Source organism: Streptomyces sp. B5E4, from assembly GCF_039871555.1.
Lineage (GTDB): Bacteria > Actinomycetota > Actinomycetes > Streptomycetales > Streptomycetaceae > Streptomyces.
In genome coordinates, this window is record NZ_JBDPMI010000007.1 from 71,138 (window position 1) to 88,939 (window position 17,802).

The window sequence follows — 17,802 nt, forward strand, 5'->3', positions numbered from 1 at the left end:
CCAGACGATGGCCCCTGAACCGGACCCCCCGTTGCTCGACATCAGCGACCTGAAGACGCACTTCGACACCCAGGAGGGCACCGTCCGCGCCGTGGACGGGGTGAGCTTCACCGTCCCGCGCGGCAGGATCGTCTGCGTCGTCGGGGAGTCGGGTTGCGGCAAGAGCGTGACCGCACGCTCGGTACTCGGCCTGATCGAGGAGCCGGGCCGGATCGTCGGCGGCTCGATCCGCTTCTCCGTCAAGGCCGCCGCGGACGCCGAAGGCACCGCGGACGCCGCGGACGCCGCGGAGGCCGCATCCGTCGACCTGGCCGCGCTCGACCCGCGGGGCGAGGAGATCCGTGCCGTACGCGGCGGCCGGATCGCCATGGTCTTCCAGGAACCGATGGCCGCCCTGTCGCCCATGTACACCGTCGGCGACCAACTCGTCGAGGCCATCCGGCTGCACCTGCCGCTGACCCGGGAGGCGGCCCGCGCGCGTGCCGTACACCTGCTGGAGCGGGTGGGCATCCCCGGCGCCGAGCGGCGCATGGACGCCTACTCCTTCCAGCTCTCCGGCGGCATGTGCCAGCGCGTGATGATCGCCATCGCGCTGTCCTGCGAGCCCGAACTGCTCATCGCCGACGAGCCGACCACCGCGCTGGACGTCACCACCCAGGCCCGGATCCTGGACCTGCTGACCGAGATCCAGGCCGACTCCGGCATGTCGGTCCTCTTCATCACCCACGACCTCGGTGTGGTCGCCGAGGTCGCGGACGAGGTGGTGGTGATGTACCTCGGCACGGTGGTCGAGCAGGGCCCCGTGGACGCCATCTTCCACGACCCCGCCCACCCCTACACCCGGGCCCTCCTCGGCTCCGTCCCCCGCATGGGCGCCGGTGCCCGGCAGCGGCTCGCCACCATCCGCGGCAACGTCCCGCACCCCTCCGAGCGCCCCGCCGGCTGCCCGTTCCACCCGCGCTGCGCGAGCGCGGTCGCCGGAGTCTGCGACACGGCGGAGCCGCCGGAGACGGCACTGTCCGAACACCGCAGGGTCCGCTGCGTGCTGCACGGCGACACGCCACCGGCCGTCCCCGCGGCGGCCACGGCCGAAGGAGGCCGGCCATGACCCACACCGCGTTCCCGGACACCGCCCCCGCCGCCCGCACGGCCCCGGTCCTCGACATCGGCGGCCTGCGCACGCACTTCCCCGTCAAGCACGGTTTCCTCGGCCGCACCGTCGGCCACGTCCGCGCGGTCGACGGCGTCGACCTGTCGGTCCGGCCCGGCGAAACCCTGGGCCTGGTGGGGGAGTCGGGCTGCGGCAAGACCACCCTCGGCCGCAGCGTCGCCCGCATCCTGCAGCCCACCGCCGGCCGGATCACCTACCGGCCCGCGGCGGAAGCGGAGCCGGTGGACGTCGCCGGCCTGTCCGGCCGCGGGCTGCGCGCGTACCAGCGGCAGGTACGGGTCGTCTTCCAGGACCCGTTCTCCTCCCTCAACCCCCGCATGACCCTGCTGCAGATCGTCGGTGAGCCGCTGCGCTCGTACGGCATCGCCACCGGCGCGGAACTGGAGGACCGGGTGGCGGACATGCTCACCCGCGTCGGGCTGTCGCCGAAGTACCTGCACCGCTACCCGCACGCCTTCTCCGGCGGCGAGCGGCAGCGCGTCAGCATCGCCCGCGCGCTGATCGTGGACCCGAAACTGGTCGTCGCCGACGAGCCGGTCTCCGCCCTCGACGTGTCCGTCCGCGCCCAGATCCTGAACCTGCTGCGCGACCTGCAGGACGAGCTGGCGCTGACCTACCTGTTCATCTCCCACGACCTGTCGGTGGTGGAGAGCGTGTGCGACCGGGTCGCCGTGATGTATCTCGGCAGGATCGTCGAGCTGGCCGAGACGGACGAGCTGTACGCCCGCCCCCGCCACCCCTACACCGAGGCACTGCTGTCCGCGGTGCCCCGCCCCGACCCGCGGCTGCGCGGCAGCGCCCGCCGTATCCGGCTCTCCGACGATCTGCCCGACCCGGCGCACCCGCCGGCCGGCTGCGCGTTCCGTACCCGCTGCCGCTTCGCCCGCCCCGGCGTCTGCGACGTCCCGGAAGAACCGCCCCGGCCGGCGCCCGCCCCCGGTCGCGCCGACGCGGGACACCGGGTCGCCTGCCACCTTGCCGCCGAACTCACGCTGACCGGCGTCCACGAAACCCCTGGAGCGACCGCATGACCGACACCACCGCGTCGGAGCCCGCCACGGCAGCGCTCCGGGACCTCGTCGGCAAGCTCACCCTGGAGCAGAAGGTGCGGCTGCTCACCGGCGCCGACAACTGGGCCCTGCACGCCGAGCCCGCCGTCGGCCTGCGCCGGATCGTCCTGTCCGACGGACCCAGCGGTGTCCGTGGCGAGAGCTGGGACGGCCGCTTCACGGCGCTCAACCTGCCCTCCGCCACCGCCCTGGCCGCCTCCTGGGACCTACGGCTCGCCTACCGCTACGGCGCGATCATCGCCCACGAAGCCCGCCGCATGGGCGTCGACGTCGTCCTCGGCCCCACCATCAACCTGCACCGCAGCCCGCTGGGCGGCCGGCACTTCGAGGCGTACTCCGAGGACCCGCTGCTCACCTCACGGCTCGCCGCCGCGTTCGTACGCGGGGTGCAGGGCGGCGGCGTCGGCGCCACACCCAAGCACTACGTCGCCAACGACGCGGAGACCGACCGCCTCACCGTCGACAACCGCATCGGCGAGCGCGCCCTGCGCGAGCTGTACCTCGCCGCCTTCGAAGACACCGTGGTCGACGAGCGGCCCTGGATGGTGATGTCCGCCTACAACTCCGTCAACGGCACCACGATGACCGAGCACCCGCTGCTCGCCGAGCCGCTGTGCGGAGAATGGGGCTTCGACGGTGTCGTGGTCTCCGACTGGTGGGCCGTCCGCAGCACCGCGCCCGCGGCCCTGGCCCGCCAGGACCTGGTGATGCCCGGCCCCGACGGCCCGTGGGGCGACAAGCTGACCGCGGCCGTGCGGGAAGGCCGCGTGCCCGAAGAGACCGTCGACGAGAAGGTGCTGCGGATCCTCCGCCTCGCGGCCCGGGTCGGCGCACTGGAGGGCTTCGTGCCCGCCGTCCCCGAGCCGCCGGCCGCCGAGGACGGGCCCGCGCTCGCCCGGGAGGTGGCCGCCGCCGGCACCGTCCTCGTACGCAACAGCGGCGAGCTGCCCTGGCCGGCGGGCGGCCTGCGTTCCCTGGCCGTCATCGGACACCTCGCCCTCCAGCCCCGCACCCAGGGCGGCGGCAGCGCCACCGTCGAGCCCTCCCGGGCCGTCTCGCCGATGGAGGGACTACGGGCCGCACTGCCCGACACCAGCGTCACCTGGCACCTCGGCGCCCTCGCACAGCGCGGCATCGCCCCCTTCGCGGGCGGCGACCTCACCGATCCGGTCAGCGGCCGGCCGGGCGCACGTCTCGTCTGCCGCGGCGCAGACGGCGCCGCGATCCTCGACGAACACCGGCGCGACACCAACCTCGCCCGCCTCGGCTCCGCCCGGCTCGGCGCCACCGCGACCGTCGAGGTCACCACGCGCTACCTGCCGGACCGGTCCGGCCCGGTACGGATCGGGGTCGCGGGCGCCGGTACGCTCCGGCTGCTCGTCGACGGCACCGAACTCCTCCGAGAACTCGTCCACACCGGTGAGGAGTTCGGCGGCGGACTCGTCGCGCCCCCGCACGCGAGCGTGCCGGTCGAACTCGTCGCCGGCGAGCCGGTGGACATCGCCGTCCGCCTCGACCTGCCGCCGCGACAGGGCCCGGACTCCGGCGTCACCCTCGTCGCCGGGCTCGACCTCGACACCGGCACACCCGATGCCGAGATCGCAGCGGCGGCCGCGGCGGCACGTGACGCCGACGCCGCCCTCGTCGTCGTCGGCACCGGTCCCGAGGTGGAGAGCGAGGGCTTCGACCGCACCTCCCTCGCCCTCCCCGGCCGGCAGGACGACCTTGTCCGCGCGGTCGCGGCGGCCAACACCCGCACCGTGGTCGCCGTCAACGCGGGCGCTCCGGTGCTGCTGCCGTGGCGCAACGACGTCGCCGCCGTGCTGCTCACCTGGTTCGGCGGCCAGGAGTTCGGTCACGCGCTCGCCGACGTGCTCCTCGGCACGGTGGAGCCCGGCGGCCGGCTGCCCACCACCTGGCCCGCGGACGAGGCGGACGTACCCGTGCTCTCCACCACACCGGAGGCGGGGCGGCTGCCGTACGACGAGAGCATCCGGATCGGCCACCGCGCCTGGCTGGAGTCCGGTGCCGTGCCCGCGTACCCGTTCGGACACGGCCTGGGATACACCACCTGGACCCCGCCGGCGGCCCGGATCCCCGGCGAACTCGCCCCCGGGGACGACCTCCTGCTCACCGTCGGCCTGCGCAACACCGGGCAGCGCCGCGGCAAGCAGGTGGTCCAGGCGTACCTGTCCCGGCCGGACAGCGCCGTCGACCGGCCGGCGCTCTGGCTCGCCGGCCATGCGACCGTGACGGCCGGCCCAGGGGAGGCCGTCACCGCGGCCCTGACGATCCCGGCCCGCGCCTTCCAGCACTGGGACGGCGCCTGGCGCACCGAACCCGGCGACTACCTGGTGCACCTCGGCTTCAGCTCGGCGGATCCTGTGGTCACCGAGACCGTACGGATCCGCTGAATCCACCCGCTCCGGAGAGGAGGACCGCAACCCGCATCGGCACCACCCCCCACCGAACCTTCGTTCCGAGGAGAGCCGCATGCACAGAAAGGCACGAAAGCTCCTGCTCGCCCTGCTGGCCGCGGTGGCCGTGCTCGTCACCGTCATCGCCCCGGGGCAGGCCACCGCCGGACCGGCGCCCGAAGACGCCGCCCCCGAGGCGGCCGTGCCCTGGCTGAAGACCGAGGGCAACCGCATCAAGGACGCGGCGGGCAACCCCGTCACGCTGCGCGGCGTGTCCATGATCGGGCCGCGGCACAACGGCGAGTGCACCGAGTGCAACCCCAAGCCCATGTCGGAGCTCATCAACCGGGCCACCGAACCCGCTCTGGGCTGGTACTCCAAGGTGATCCGGCTGCCCGTCACCGAATGGGCGCCCAACGACTCGCTCAGCCTGGAGGAGAACTTCCGCCAGCACATCGACCCGTACGTCCAGCAGGCCGTCGCCCGGGGTGTCTACATCATCGTGGACCTGCACAAAGTGCAGGACTACGGCGGCACGGGCGGCATGCCCCAACAGCGCGTCCTGGACTTCTGGTCGTACGTCGCGCCGAAGTACAAGGACATCCCGAACGTGATCTTCGAGGTCTACAACGAGCCCATCAACCCCGACTCGTGGGCGACCTGGAAGAGCTACATCCAGCCCGTCGTGAACAAGGTCCGCGCCGCCGCCCCGAAGAACCTCATCCTCATGGGCGGCCCGCAGTGGAGCACCCGCGTCAACCAGGCTGCCGCCGACCCGATCAGCGGCGGGAACATCGCGTACGTCTACCACCTCTACCCGAACCAGGGCGCGGCGACCGCCGCCAACCTCGACGCCAAGTTCGGCAACGCGGCGAAGAGGATCCCGGTGATCCTCACGGAGTTCGGCTGGAACCCGGAAGGCCCGTGGTCCGACCCGGTCACCAAGGGCACCACCTCGGGCTGGGGCACGCCGCTGCGTCAGTACCTGGACGCGCGTCCGGAGATCAGTTGGGTGGCGTGGGCCTACAGCAACTACTGGAAGCCCATGATGTACGACCACAACTGGAACCTGCTCGGCGGTGAACACCAGGGCCAGTTCATCAAGCAGTGGCTGGCCGACAAGAGGACCGCCGGACAGCCGGCCCACGGCTGACGCCGGCACGCGGGCTCCGCCGCCCCCGGCGGCGGCGGAGCCCGCCTGCGGGGAGGAGTCGGTGGCGGAAGTAAATCCAACGCCCTTTCTGCCGCGCGCTGTTACGGTGGAGACCGCCGCGAAGCGAAGCCCGGAAGTTACTTCCTTTCAACAAAGAAGAATTCCTCGGGCGACCGGTACTCACAGCACCCTTCGGGGATTCGACAACTGGATACGGTGTCCGCGCTTGCGCGCCGCGGCGGCACCGACCGCGAACCCACCGTCCCGGTACGGAAGATGGTTGCGTCCGCGGTGCTCCGCGCCGACGAGCCGGCCGAGTTCATCGCGTACTGGAAGCAGCGCACCGGGAAGGCGACGCTGCCCGGCGGAGTGCAGCGCGGCGTCGGTGATGCCGCCGCGCGGCTGTTCACCGAGCGGGCCGCCCTGAAGTACGACGGGGCGAACGCGCAGTGGCGGATGGCCGACGTCGTGACCCTGGCCAAGCCCACTCCGGCGGCTCCGTGGCAGGCCGACCTGTTCGACTACCTCGCCGACCGCCGCTGGAAGCGGGACACGGTGCGCGTCACCGAGCGCCTGCCCGTGCTCTCGGCGTACCGGGCCGCGATGTCCATGCCGCCGGCCGAGCGCCGGGCATGGTTCCTCGCGGACCCCGACCGGCTGAAGACAGCCGGCATGACCTGGGAGGAGCTGTCATCCCTCGGGCCGATGGACGCTGCGGCGTGGACGGCGATCATCCCGCACATGGGGCTGATGGCGCTGTGCCGCAACCTGCGGAACCTCGACGAGGCCGGTGTGCCCGACGAGGTCGCCGCACAGGTGACCGCGCGGCTGTCGGACCATGAGCAGGTGCGCCGCTCGCGGCAGTTCCCCTACCGGTTCCTGTCCGCGTACCGGGCGGCGCCGTCGTTGCGCTGGGGCCACGCCCTGGAGCAGGCGCTCGCCGCGTCCACGGGGAACAGCCCGGCCCTGCCGGGGCGCACCCTCGTTCTGGTCGACACGTCCGGCTCGATGGGCATGGGGGTGTCGGCGAAGAGCCGGGTGCGGCACGTCGACATCGGCGCACTGTTCGGCACCGCACTCGCCGTGCGGGGCTGCGACATCGACCTGGTGGGCTTCGCCGACGGCGTGTTCCGGCACCCGCTGGCGAAGGGCGGCAGCGTGCTGCGGCAGGCGGAGGAGTTCTGCGAGCGCGTCGGCGAGGTCGGGCACGGCACCGAGACCGTTGCCGCGCTGCGGGCGACGTACGGCGGCCCCGACCGCGTCGTGATCGTCTCGGACATGCAGGCGTTCGCGTACCCGGGCCGGGGCCGGGGGAAGTCGGTGTCCGACGCGATCCCGGCCGAGGTGCCGATGTTCGGCATCGACACCACCGGCTACGGAAAGGCGTCGATCGACACCGACCGGCCGCACCGGTACGAGATCGGCGGCTTCAGCGACGCGCTGTTCCGCATGGTCGGCCTCCTCAGCAGCGACCGCACCACCGGCTGGCCCTGGGAGAACTGACCGTACGCTGCTGCCCGGGGCGTGCCCCGGGCAGCAGCAGACCTCTCTCCCCCACGGCGTTACGGGGACGATGGCCGGTCTCGCAGGTCAGCGGTCAGGGGATCACCGGGGCAGCGTCGAAGTCCCCGCCCTGGCATGTGAAGCCGGCCGGCGGGGTGCCGTCCTCGACGATTTGGCCGCCGCCGGCTACGCACAGCCCGCACCGGCAGTGCTGATCCCCATCGAACCCACTCGATCCATCGAGCGCACCGGCGGCACGACTGCACCGATTGCCCCACCACGCCCCCTGCACGACCTTGAGCCGGTCCACCGGGTGCGGACCGAGGTGCTTGACGCACCACCGGTCCGGCCGTCAATGAGCGGTGCTGTCTTCGTCGGTCCTGACCCCGAGTACCTCGTCGATGCGCTCCAGGCTGAGCCGTACTCCCGGCTCGCAGGAGGCAGCGATGATCAATTCTCCGCACATCTCGATCTCGGTCATGCTGTCGTCGGTCTCGACCGTGCCCAGGACGGTCTTGGCCGGCGCAGGAGCATGCGCATGTGCCGGGTCGCGCGGCCGGTGCGGAACCTCGACCTGGGCGCGGTACCCCACGGTCCTCAGCAGGTGCTGCAGGTCGCGGGCGGCCCGGGCCTCCTCTGCGTCATCGCCGGGATGTGCGATCTCGCCGCGCAGCTCGGTGATCATGCGGATGAATGATGCCCGCTTGGTCGGTGTGCGCTCGCGCAGGCGCCGGGCCGCCGGGCTGCCCAGGGACGACTGCTCCAGCAGCGCCTCGAAGTCATCGTCTCGATCGCCGGCCATTCCGGTCACCTCCCTCGCTGTCCCGCTTGGCCTTGGTCCGCCACCGGTAGAGCATCCCTTCGATGGCCCTCACCGAGGCCGCGTCGAGGAGTTGGCGGATCTCCTCCTGGGAGTAGCCATCGATGGTGAGCGCCACCGCGGCTTGGGTCCGTGGGTCGTCGAGACCGTTCAGGTGCTCGCGTACGGCCAGTTCGCCCAGGACGTCGTCGGCCACGCTGGTCGGGCAGGCCGGGTCCCCGTAGAAGACCTGCTCCTCCTGCACGGCGCGGCGCTGCCGCTCCTCCCCGGCCCGGTACCGCCGGTACTCGTTGGGGAATTCGTACACGCAGGCGCCCATGAAGTACGTGGTGATGCTCGCGCCGCCCTCGGTGGACCAGCCGCCCTCGACGAACGCGCGCTGCCGGAAGCGGGGCAGCGCCCGGGCCACGGTCATGGTCGCCAGTTCCTCCCGCAGATCGCTGTCCGACGCCAGTTCCGCCAGGGCCTGCTCGTGCGGGTGGAGGCTGAAGCCGCGGTCGGCGACGAGCCGGAAGATGAACCCGGAGTGCATCCACCCGCGCAGCACGGAGACGCCGTAGCGGACCAGCTCGTTCACGAACCGGTCGTATCGCGGTCCCTGGAAGCCGTCCTTGGCCAGGACCGCCAGGATCCGCTGATCACCCGTCCTCCGGTCGATGCACTCCTGCAACTCGTCGCCCAGGTAGCGCAGTTCGTCGTCGGGCACGGGCGCGCCCGAGCCATGGACCGTGAGCCGACCCGAAGGTTGTCGGTCCCGGGCGGGCACGGCCGCGGACTGCCCGCCCGCGTCTGCACCCTGCATCGCCTCTCCCTTCCGGTCGCCGTCAGGCCGGTCGGCGCTGACACAGACTCCCCCTTGTACGTGGACCGCTCCGGAGGAGCCCACGGGCCTCCTCAAGATTTTTTCAGCACTGTGGGCGTCGAAAGGCGCTCCGTGGGGTGCCGTGCCGGCCCTGACGTACCAGCGGGCGTCCGACACCGACGACACCCCCGGAGCCGTACGTGAGCCAGCCGTCCACCCCCACGCCGCCGCGCCCGCCGCAGACTCCCCGGAGCGATCCGTTCATCACGCAGCACACCGCCATCATCCTCGTGACAGCGGTCGTCATCGGCCAGGCCGTCGGCAACCTCGCGTATCTCAGCGGCACACCGGCCGCCGGTGCGGCGCTGGCGGGCCTCCTCAGCGCCGGCAGCAGCGTGCCCGTGCTGCGTGCCCTCATCGGCTAACGCCACCGCGGGGGGCCGGACGGGCAGTACCGGGCGGCCCCACCCGACCGTGTCCGGCCGGGAGATCGACGGTGAGTCCGGGCGCACGTGGTCGCCCGGGGAGGACAGAGCCGACGGGTGCGCCGGCGCGGGGCGGGGCCCCGGTGGGCGTGGGGGTCCGCGACGGCGGGAGGCGGGTCAGTCGTCCGCGAGCCAGGAACGCACGCGGTCGGCCGCGGGCTTCGAGGACGCGATCGCCGCCTCGCTGCTGGGCCGCAGGTACAGCCAGTCGCCCGCGTACTCGATCGGCTGTGCCTCGCGGCGCGTGAACGCCCCGCGCAGGGCGAGTGCCTCCGGCGGCGCCTCCGGCAGTCCGTGGCGCCAGCGGGTCACCTGGTGCCCCACGTACGCCTCACGCATCCCGTCGATGAACCGCTCGCTCTCGTCGAGGACCCGGTCGAGGACCTGCTTGTCGGGCAGGTCGTACACCTCGGCGGCCCGGCGCGGCGAGACCAGCAGGGTGACCAGGCCGCGGCCCGGGGGGACCCGGTGCGGGCACTTGTTGTGCTCCGCGGTGCCGCCGGACAGCAGCGAGTCCTCGCCCGCTGCCATCACGAACGCGTACAGATGCGGCCGGCGGCCGCTGCGGCGGGGCTCCAGGGGGCGGTCCAGCATGACGCCCACCCGGATCATGGTCGTGAAGGTCGACGCCTCCACGAACGCCCTTTCCTCCTCCGGCATCCCCGGGTGGAGCGCGGAGATCTGCGGGGCCGGCAGGGCCAGCACGGCGGCCCTGGCGGTGAGTTCGGTGCCGTCCCCGAAGCCGAGCCGGACGCCCCGTCCCTCCCGCTCGATCCGCTGGACAGGCGTGGACACGTGCACCTTGAGCCGTTCGGCGAGCGTCCGGGCCATGGTGTCCTGGCCGTCCCGGTACGTCTGCCAGCGGTAGATGCCCCGGGTGCCCTGCATGACCGCCAGCATGGGGGATGCCGCGCTCCGCTCGGGCAGCCAGCCGAACGCCGCCGTGGCCACCGGGCCCAGGCAGCGGTTCACCAGCTCCTCGCCGTACTTCTCGCCGTACTGCTCCAGCGTCATGCCGCCGTAGGCGGACTCCTCCGGGCGATCGGGGTCGACGGCGCCCTTGCCCCGGCCCGAAACGAGCATCCGCACCATCTGGGCCCGGCCGCGCCAGCTCAGTCCGGCGCCGGTGAGCAGCGACTTGGGGTGCCCCACCCACGGGTGGGTCCGCCCGTCCTGCCACAGCCCCACCGGGTGCTCGATGCGGTGCAGCTCCCCGCGCCGTTCGAGCCCCAGCTCCTCGATGAACTCCCAGGTGGCCGGGTAGCCGTACGGGCTGATGGTCTCCGCTCCACGGTCGATGGTGTACCCGTCGATCCGCGCGGAGCGCATCCGCCCGCCGGCAGTGTCCTCGGACTCGAACACCTCGACTCGGTGGCCTTCCCGGGCGAGCCGGTGCGCGGTGGTCAACCCGGCTATCCCCGCCCCCACCACCGCGATGTCGATATCGGTCAAAGCTCTTCCTCTCCTCGGGCGACGCGGCGCGCCGACGACGGTTCCCGGGTGTGCGTGCGGGCGCTCCCGCGGTGTCCGGGGCGGGCGGTCAGGTCCAACGGCCGGTGCCGAGGCCCTCCTTGCTGCCGAGCACCTGTTCCCGCAGGTCGATCCGCCGCACCTTCCAGGTGGCGGTACGGGGCACGTCGTCGAAGGGCACCAGGCGCGGCTCGCCGAGTTCGGGCAGCCCCCGGGTCGCCGTACGCCACTGGCCGGGGTCCAGGCGGTCGCCGGTCATGCAGAGCACCGGTACGGGCGGGCCGTCCGGCACTCCGAGCACCGTCACCTCCTGGGCGTCGGGCAGCCGGTCCAGCAGGAGGCTCTCCAGCTCGATGCCGCTGACGCCGGGGATGATGTCCACCTCGCGGTCGACCAGCTTCAGCCTTCCGAACCGGCCGCGCTCGCCCACGTCGCCGGTGTTCCACCAGGTGCCGCTGACCTTCTCCCGGTGCCGCTCGGACTCGCCGAGGTAGTCCAGGCAACGGGCCTTGGTGGCGGCCAGCATGATGCCGGGCTTGCCCCGGCCCACCCGGCGGCCGGTTTCGGCGTCGACCAGCCGGACGCGCGTGAGACCGGGCGAGGGCCAGCCGATGTCACTGGTGACCGAGGAACCCTCGGGGGCCTTGCGCATCCGGCCCCTGGTGAACAGGGTGAAGCACATCGGCCCCACCTCGCTCTGCCCCCAGCCCTGGAGCCACACCGGGAAGCGGCGGCCCGACGCGTTGAGGAAGGTACGGACGGTCCGCGGGTGCACCGCGTCGAAGGTGCCCACGTAGAGCCGGACGCGCGCGAACAGCTCCGGCTCGTCGCGGACCAGTTCCTCCCAGCGCTGGAAGACGTTGGGGCTCGCCTCCAGCGCGGTGGGCCTGTGGCGGCTGATCATCCGTTGCGCGGTGCCGGTGTCGTGCCGGGAGATGATCACGATCTTCTCCGGGGCCAGGACGAACTGCCCGGTCAGCCAGGAGACGGAGCGGCCGTGCGCGAAGGATATCGAGGTGGCCGCCACGTCGCGGTGCTTGCTGGCCAGCACCGGGAACCGGATGCGCTCCATCTTGGCGACGCCGTCCAGCAGGGTCCCGGCGGAATGCACGACGAGCTTCGGCGTGCCGGTGGTGCCCGAGCTGTGCATGACCAGCATCGGCTCCTTGGACCCGCCCAGGTGCACCGGCGGGGTGTTCGAGCCGTCCAGTTCTGCCAGGGTCAGCGCGTCCTGCGGAGCCCCCTCGCCGATCTCGCCCACGACCACGACGCGGGTGCCCGGCCCGGCCAGCTCGATGCCTGCGGCTGCGGCACGGGCCAGCGGGCCGGGGGAGACCACCAGGACCGACGGTTCGAGGCGTTCGAGCATCTTCCGGTGCGCCTCGGGCTTGTTGATCGCGGCGATGGTGGCGGGCAGGGCGCCGAACCGGGCCGCCGCGGCGGCGATCAGCACCAGGTCGAGGTGGTTGTCCTTGATGATGGCCACCCGGTCGCCGCGCCGGGCGCCCGCAGCGTGCAGTCGGGCGGAGAGATCCCGTACGACCTCGGCGAGTTGCACGGCGTCGTAGCGCTCCCCGCCGTCCGGAGCGATGTCGAAGGGTCGGTCCAGGTGGGCAACAGTCTGCTGCTTGGACTCCGCGTGCCAGTCGAAGAGCACGCCCAGATGAGTCGGGTGCTTGCGAAAGACCATTTCAGCTCTCCCCATGACCGAATCACATGCATGAGCCGCTGTGGCTCGTGTGCCAGTGAGGCTCAACGCTGAAGTAGTGCACGAGACTAGGAACCGGCCGGGCACGCTGCCATAGCAACCGGTATGGCAATACGCGAACCGCGTATAGCAGGAAGCAGCCGCCCTCCTGGTGGGGAGGCCGGCGGTTCCTCGGCGGCGGGAAGCCTTCGGGGCGAAGCGGAAGCGTGAGTCAGGGAGCGTCTGGTACGCGCATCGGACCCCCGTCGTCGCCCGAGCGGCGACGCTCCAGCCGGGCCGCCGCCTCCAGTGGCTCGGACGAACGGAGGAAGCGCAGGTCCTCCATGACCAGGGCGGCATCGGTGGCGCCGCTGCGGCGGAGTGCCGGGGGCAGCACGGACAGGTCGGACCAGCAGGACGGGCGGAGGCAGACGCGGTAGCCGTCCCCGGCGGGCTCCAGGGTGAGTGCCTCGCCGATGGCCAGCCTGCTCTTTGGAAGGTGGACCGCGGTCGCTCCGGCGGCTCGTTCCAGGGCGTCGACCGAGGTGACCCCGGAGGCGATGGTCAGGTCCGTGTCCGGGGCGGTGACGTGCGTGTGCAGGTCACGCAGGCGGGTGGCGGCGGTCGTACGGGCGGGATGGTCCTCGGGCAGGCGGTCGGCCAGAAGCCTTGCGGCGCGGGCGACGTGACCCAGCGGCGGAGCGGACGGACGCTCGCCGAGCAGGGCGCACAGCGCCTTGAGGGCGTCCTCGGCGCCGGAGGCGAGGGTGGCCCACTGCGCGGCGGTGAGCGGGGTGAGCCTGGGGTGGCGTTCCGTCCAGTACGCGACCGCCCGGTCCAGGTCGGGGCCCGTACGCCAGAGGCCGGCGGGGTCGTCGGGCATGAGGGACTCGACGATTTCGACGGCCTCGTCGGTGGTGGTGAGCGCCTCCAGGGAGAGCGCGGCGATGCGCAGTTCGTGCTCGTTCAGGCCGAGTTCGCGGGCACGGTCGGCGTCGTCCTTGCGGAAGGCGGCGACGCGGCCCCGGGCCCAGCCGTCCGGCCAGGAGAGCGTGCGGGCCGAGGGGGACAGCAGAATCAGGCACTGGGCCGATGACAGGCCGGTGGCCTGGGCGAACGCCCGCACGGTCGCCTCCCGGTCCACCGGCGGCGGGCCGTTCTCGGCGATCAGGCGGAGTGCCCGCCTGAGCCGCTCCGGGTCGCCCCAGCCACGGCAGGTCCGCAGCTCGACGACGCGGTTGCGCGTGAACAGGAGCTGGTCGGGGCCGTCCGGGGTGTAGAGGAGCGCCGTGACGGCATAGCCGTGGCCCACCTTCTCGTAGTCGGCGACCGCGGCGGCGGCGAGGGGACCGCGGCCCGAGTGGATCTGCCCGAGGTTGTACTCCGGGCGCAGCCGGGCGACGTGCCAGGTGCCGTCGGTACGGAGGAGTTCGGGGACGGCGGCCAGTCTCAGGAGTTGCGCGCGCCCGCCGCCGTTGCCCCACGCGGCCTTGAGAACGGCGGCGCCCAGGCGGCCCAGCGTGTTCTCGACCCCCCTGACGGCGGAGGAGTCGAACACCGCGATCTTCCTGTCGTACGGCACACCGACGGCGGCACGGGTGAAGTGGACGATCCTCTCGTAGGCGGACTCAGGCCCCGGATCGGCCAACTCAGCGGACGCCTCGGGCCGGACGGCGGGTGCCGCGGAGGCGGGCGCCGGGCGCAGGTGGGGCGGGGGAGTGGCCCCCAGACGTCCCAGCAGGGCGAACGCGCGCTCGCGGCATTCGACGGCCGTCCACACCAGGAACGTGACGCCCGTCCAAAGCGAGTCGTCGGTGATCTCCGGCAGGAGCGGGCGGAGCCGTCCCGCCAACTCGTCGCGCACGGCGGTCTTCTCCCGGTAATCGCTCTCGGGGTCCAGCACCCGCATGAGGTCGGCGGTGAGTGCGGCGTCCGCGACGTCGATCAGGGCCTGCGCCTTCTTCTCGTCGACGGTACGCAGCGCCCTGGATCCTTCGGGGTCGCGCGGCGACATCGCCGACCACCGGCCGGGGGGCGCGACCAGGCGGGTCCCGGCAGCGTAGCGGTGGTCCGCGACGGTGCTGATGTTCTCGGCGCCATCGTGCTCGGGCACGCGGCCCCAGCCGCGGACGTAGCGGCCGATGGTCCGCCCGGCCGGGTCCCGCAGCTCGATGATCCGGTCCTGGCCCCGCCACACGGTGGCCTCGGCGCCGCCGGGGAAGGCGACCCGTTCACCGTCGGCGGGCAGGACGCGGCGGGCGGCGGGGTGCGCGCTTCCGTGCGGGCAGTGCGGGCCGCCGTGGTCCAGTACGGTCACCCGGCCGTTCACGGCGATCAGGCAGCGGTCGTAGAGGTCGCGCGCCTCGGTCCGTTCGTGGGACCGGCTGGAGATGGGCTCGTACGTGCCGAAGCCGTGGGACGGCCCGACTCCCCGCGGTGTGACGACGCAGGCGCGGAACTTGTGCTCCCAGAGCCGGCCGGACTCGATCAGCAGCAGATCGGTGCCGCTCTCTTCCAGGTAGTCGGTGATGGTGTGGACGTGGCCGGGGACGAAGGCGGGCAGCTCCAGTTCGTCGAGGATGCCGCCGCTCAGCGTGGCGGCGAGGGAGCGGACCGGGTCCGTTCCGGTCGCGATCGTCCGGACGCTCTCCAGGAGGGGGCCGGGGACGCCGGCGACGGTGAACCGTTCGGCGTCGCACAGGGCGGCGTGCGCATCCGGAAGCCCTTGAAGGGAGATCCGTTCGGCATGCTCGGCAAGGATGGCGGCGACGATCTGCGCGGTTCCCGGCGTCGCGGTCAGGGCCCGTACGGTCTCGGGGGCGGCCTGCTTCGGGACGGTGGGCTCGGTGACGTTGAGCTGGTTGGTCACGTTGCCCACGATCGCGTCGCGCAGCAGCGGAGCCCAGTGCGGGTCGGCGGCAACGGCCGCCAGATCGGTGCCCGTTCCGGCGGCGAGCCGGTCGTACAGCTTGAACGTGTGCAGCAGCTTCGGCCGCGCGAGCGGGACGCCGCTGTCCAGGAGGAGATCGAGCAGCGGGAGGTCCGCGGCGGTCTCCTCCCAGCGGTTCACCTCGTCTTCGTCCACTCCCAGCACCGCCTCATGGGCGTCGCAGGCGAGGCCCTCGGCGCGCAGCTTCGTACCGGCGTCGTGCAGGAGGTCGCCGAGACCGGCGACGGGGAGTGCGAGCCCCGCGTACCGCTTCAGTAAGCGGCCGAGCCAGTCCTGCGCGGCGGCCCCCGCCAGCCCGGGGGAGCGGGTGAACGGGGCGGTCAGGCCCGCGCCCGCGAGGTTGGCGAGGAGGAGCGACGCAGCCGCGCTCTTCGCCCGGGGGGTGTCCTTGGCGGGCAGCGGCAGGATGCCGACGAGCGCACGGCCGATGCCGGCGTCCGCCCGTGCCATCGGGCCGAGCAACGGAAGGACGAACTTCCAGAGGGCCTGCGGTGCGGACTCCATGCAGCCGCTGTCCAGCAGGGCCCGTACGGCGCGTTCGTCCTCGGGGCCGCCGGGCGCGTGCCCGGCGGCCTTCGCCAGCTCCGCCCAGCCGTCGGCCAGGGCCAGGGCGCCGTCCGCGCCGTCGGGGACTTCCTCGCACCACGCGGTGAGCAGGGTGCGGTGCCAGCAGTACGCATCGGGGGCGGGATGCCGGGCGGCGAGCCGCTTGCCGTGCTTCTTGAGCGTGGCCGTCCCGGCGGTGTCCGCTCCCGCGGCGAGGTGCGCCGCGACGAGCGCAGCCTCGTCGACCGGCAGCGCGTGTGCGTCCTGGGCGGCGCGGGCCTTCTCGAAGAAGGCGGCGGCGAAACGGACGCTGCCCGCGTCGGCCAGGATCCGCGCGCACTCCTCGAAGAACGGCGGCAGCAACTCGGGCTCGTGCGTCTCCAGATCGTCGCCGGTGCGGATGAGCGCGGTGCGCGCGAGGCCGGGCTTGCGTGCGGCCACGCCGCGGGCGGCCCGCAGGTCGGTGTGCGCGGCCAGGATGCGGGCGCGCTGCTTCGGGTACCGGTGCAGGGCGGACGCGAGGAAGCCGAGCGGGCCCGCGTGCACGGTGCCGACGCCGTTCTGCGCCACGGGGGCCAGGTCGTACACCGACTTCTCGGCCTTGTCGCCGCTGACTGCCGCGTGCCGGACGAGTTCGACGACCGGCTCGTCGAGGACGGAGTGCGCGTAGCGGACGGCGACGCATGTGTCCTCGTCGGAGCCGGTGGGCGTGCCCGGCAGCACCGCCCCGGCACTCAGCAGCACGTCGCGCGTCGGGCCGGCGATGCGGGAGGGCACCACGGTGCCGGGCTCGCCTTGGCAGGCGTCGCAGTAGTGGGCGTACGCCTCGGCTGCCTCCATCGCCGGCTCCGTCCCGTCCACGGTGCGGTCGGCGTAGAGGGCCATGAGGATGCGGACGCCCTCGGACCAGGCGATGTCGCCGATCTCCCGGCCGCCCGCGGTGAAGCTCAGCCACGACATGGAGGCCGGGCTCATCGGCCCGCTCCAGTCCAGCTCGATCTCGACGCCGAGCGGCTCGGGCGCATGCACGGTGAACCGCGCTCTGTCCCTCTTGATGCGCCCGCGCAACTCGTGCACGCGGCGCTCGAACGCGGCGCCGCTCTCGTAGCGGGCGTCCACGTATCCGAAGGTGTCGACCACGCCGAACGTACGGTCCATGCTCGCGGGACGCGTCCACACCTCGCGGCCCACCTGCTCGACCACCTGCGTGAGGTTCCGTCCCCGCCAGACGGCCAACTCGTCACCGAGCAGCAGCGGGTGCGGGATCGCGAAGGCGTCCGCATCCGTCCACGCGCCCTCACACAGGAGAACGCAGCGGCCGACGTCGGGCGCGCCGTCGACGATCGGGGCGATGACCAGGTCGGTGAGCGTCTCGCGCCACACCGGGTCGTCCCACACGGCCGCGAACACCGCGGCCGGGACGGGCAGTGACCGCACCATCCAGGACTCCACCTGGTCGTGGACCGCCGTCGCGTGCTCGCCGAGCCGGGCGCAGAGGGCGGTGAGCCGTACCGCGGTCGGATCCTTTCTGACGTCGGCGGGCACCTTGGCCAGCACGCGGCCCGCGGCCGTCCGGCAGGCGAGCACCGGCCGCCGCGTCCCCTCGACGGTGAGCTCGTGGCCCGTCGCTATCCCCATCCATCCCATGGCGCGCCATTATTGATCACGCCTCTGACACTCGGCGGGGAACGGATGGTTCATGTGCTGCCCCTCCTGCCGGGGGGCTGC

Annotated in this window: 11 protein-coding genes; 6 read left to right on the forward strand and 5 right to left on the reverse strand. The window is 72.9% G+C overall.

Annotation, left to right across the window (positions count from 1 at the left end):
- Positions 1-7: 7 nt before the first annotated feature.
- From ABGA99_RS11915 to ABGA99_RS11935, 5 genes are all read left to right on the forward strand, one after another.
- Positions 8-1,108 carry an ABC transporter ATP-binding protein gene (locus ABGA99_RS11915; protein WP_347582612.1) on the forward strand — a complete coding sequence of 367 codons (1,101 nt, stop codon included), beginning with the start codon at positions 8-10 and terminating at the stop codon, positions 1,106-1,108.
- Entirely contained in the window at positions 1,105-2,202 is a 1,098-nt protein-coding gene (locus tag ABGA99_RS11920; protein WP_347577688.1) for an oligopeptide/dipeptide ABC transporter ATP-binding protein, read from the forward strand. Before ABGA99_RS11915 ends, ABGA99_RS11920 begins: the two co-directional genes overlap by 4 nt.
- Positions 2,199-4,655 (forward strand): glycoside hydrolase family 3 C-terminal domain-containing protein, encoded by a 2,457-nt coding sequence (locus tag ABGA99_RS11925; protein WP_347577687.1) that lies wholly within the window; start codon positions 2,199-2,201, stop codon positions 4,653-4,655. The genes ABGA99_RS11920 and ABGA99_RS11925 overlap by 4 nt, the downstream gene beginning before the upstream one ends.
- Positions 4,656-4,734: 79 nt before the next feature.
- Positions 4,735-5,811 carry a glycoside hydrolase family 5 protein gene (locus tag ABGA99_RS11930; protein ID WP_347582613.1) on the forward strand — a complete coding sequence of 359 codons (1,077 nt, stop codon included), beginning with the start codon at positions 4,735-4,737 and terminating at the stop codon, positions 5,809-5,811.
- Between the two features lie 216 nt (positions 5,812-6,027).
- Positions 6,028-7,314 (forward strand): TROVE domain-containing protein, encoded by a 1,287-nt coding sequence (locus ABGA99_RS11935; protein WP_347582614.1) that lies wholly within the window; start codon positions 6,028-6,030, stop codon positions 7,312-7,314.
- A gap of 352 nt (positions 7,315-7,666) precedes the next feature.
- On the opposite strand, the gene ABGA99_RS11940 is transcribed toward ABGA99_RS11935, so the two are convergent.
- Positions 7,667-8,116 carry a hypothetical protein gene (locus ABGA99_RS11940; protein ID WP_347577787.1) on the reverse strand — a complete coding sequence of 150 codons (450 nt, stop codon included), beginning with the start codon at positions 8,114-8,116 and terminating at the stop codon, positions 7,667-7,669.
- Positions 8,094-8,936, reverse strand: a complete 843-nt coding sequence (locus ABGA99_RS11945) for a hypothetical protein (protein ID WP_347582615.1) — start codon at positions 8,934-8,936, stop codon at positions 8,094-8,096. Before ABGA99_RS11945 ends, ABGA99_RS11940 begins: the two co-directional genes overlap by 23 nt.
- A gap of 200 nt (positions 8,937-9,136) precedes the next feature.
- On the opposite strand from ABGA99_RS11945, the gene ABGA99_RS11950 reads away from it, so the two are divergent.
- Positions 9,137-9,361, forward strand: a complete 225-nt coding sequence (locus ABGA99_RS11950; protein WP_347582616.1) for a hypothetical protein — start codon at positions 9,137-9,139, stop codon at positions 9,359-9,361.
- Between the two features lie 177 nt (positions 9,362-9,538).
- On the opposite strand, the gene ABGA99_RS11955 is transcribed toward ABGA99_RS11950, so the two are convergent.
- The 3 genes from ABGA99_RS11955 to ABGA99_RS11965 all read right to left on the reverse strand — a co-directional run bounded on the left by ABGA99_RS11955 (position 9,539) and on the right by ABGA99_RS11965 (position 17,712).
- Entirely contained in the window at positions 9,539-10,873 is a 1,335-nt protein-coding gene (locus tag ABGA99_RS11955) for an FAD-dependent oxidoreductase (protein ID WP_347582617.1), read from the reverse strand.
- A gap of 88 nt (positions 10,874-10,961) precedes the next feature.
- A complete protein-coding gene (locus ABGA99_RS11960; RefSeq protein WP_347582618.1) occupies positions 10,962-12,596 on the reverse strand; it encodes a class I adenylate-forming enzyme family protein in 1,635 nt (544 codons plus the stop codon).
- A 214-nt stretch (positions 12,597-12,810) separates the two neighbouring features.
- Complete coding sequence (locus ABGA99_RS11965) at positions 12,811-17,712, reverse strand: DUF4132 domain-containing protein (RefSeq protein ID WP_347582619.1); 4,902 nt, start codon at positions 17,710-17,712, stop codon at positions 12,811-12,813.
- Between the last annotated feature and the right edge of the window lie 90 nt (positions 17,713-17,802).

Coding starts and splice junctions, on each gene's coding strand:
- ABGA99_RS11915 (WP_347582612.1), top strand. CDS start 8: ATGGCCCCTGAACCGGACCCCCCGTTGCTCGACATCAGCGACCTGAAG.
- ABGA99_RS11920 (WP_347577688.1), top strand. CDS start 1,105: ATGACCCACACCGCGTTCCCGGACACCGCCCCCGCCGCCCGCACGGCC.
- ABGA99_RS11925 (WP_347577687.1), top strand. CDS start 2,199: ATGACCGACACCACCGCGTCGGAGCCCGCCACGGCAGCGCTCCGGGAC.
- ABGA99_RS11930 (WP_347582613.1), top strand. CDS start 4,735: ATGCACAGAAAGGCACGAAAGCTCCTGCTCGCCCTGCTGGCCGCGGTG.
- ABGA99_RS11940 (WP_347577787.1), bottom strand. CDS start 8,116: ATGGCCGGCGATCGAGACGATGACTTCGAGGCGCTGCTGGAGCAGTCG.
- ABGA99_RS11945 (WP_347582615.1), bottom strand. CDS start 8,936: ATGCAGGGTGCAGACGCGGGCGGGCAGTCCGCGGCCGTGCCCGCCCGG.
- ABGA99_RS11960 (WP_347582618.1), bottom strand. CDS start 12,596: ATGGGGAGAGCTGAAATGGTCTTTCGCAAGCACCCGACTCATCTGGGC.
- ABGA99_RS11965 (WP_347582619.1), bottom strand. CDS start 17,712: ATGGGGATAGCGACGGGCCACGAGCTCACCGTCGAGGGGACGCGGCGG.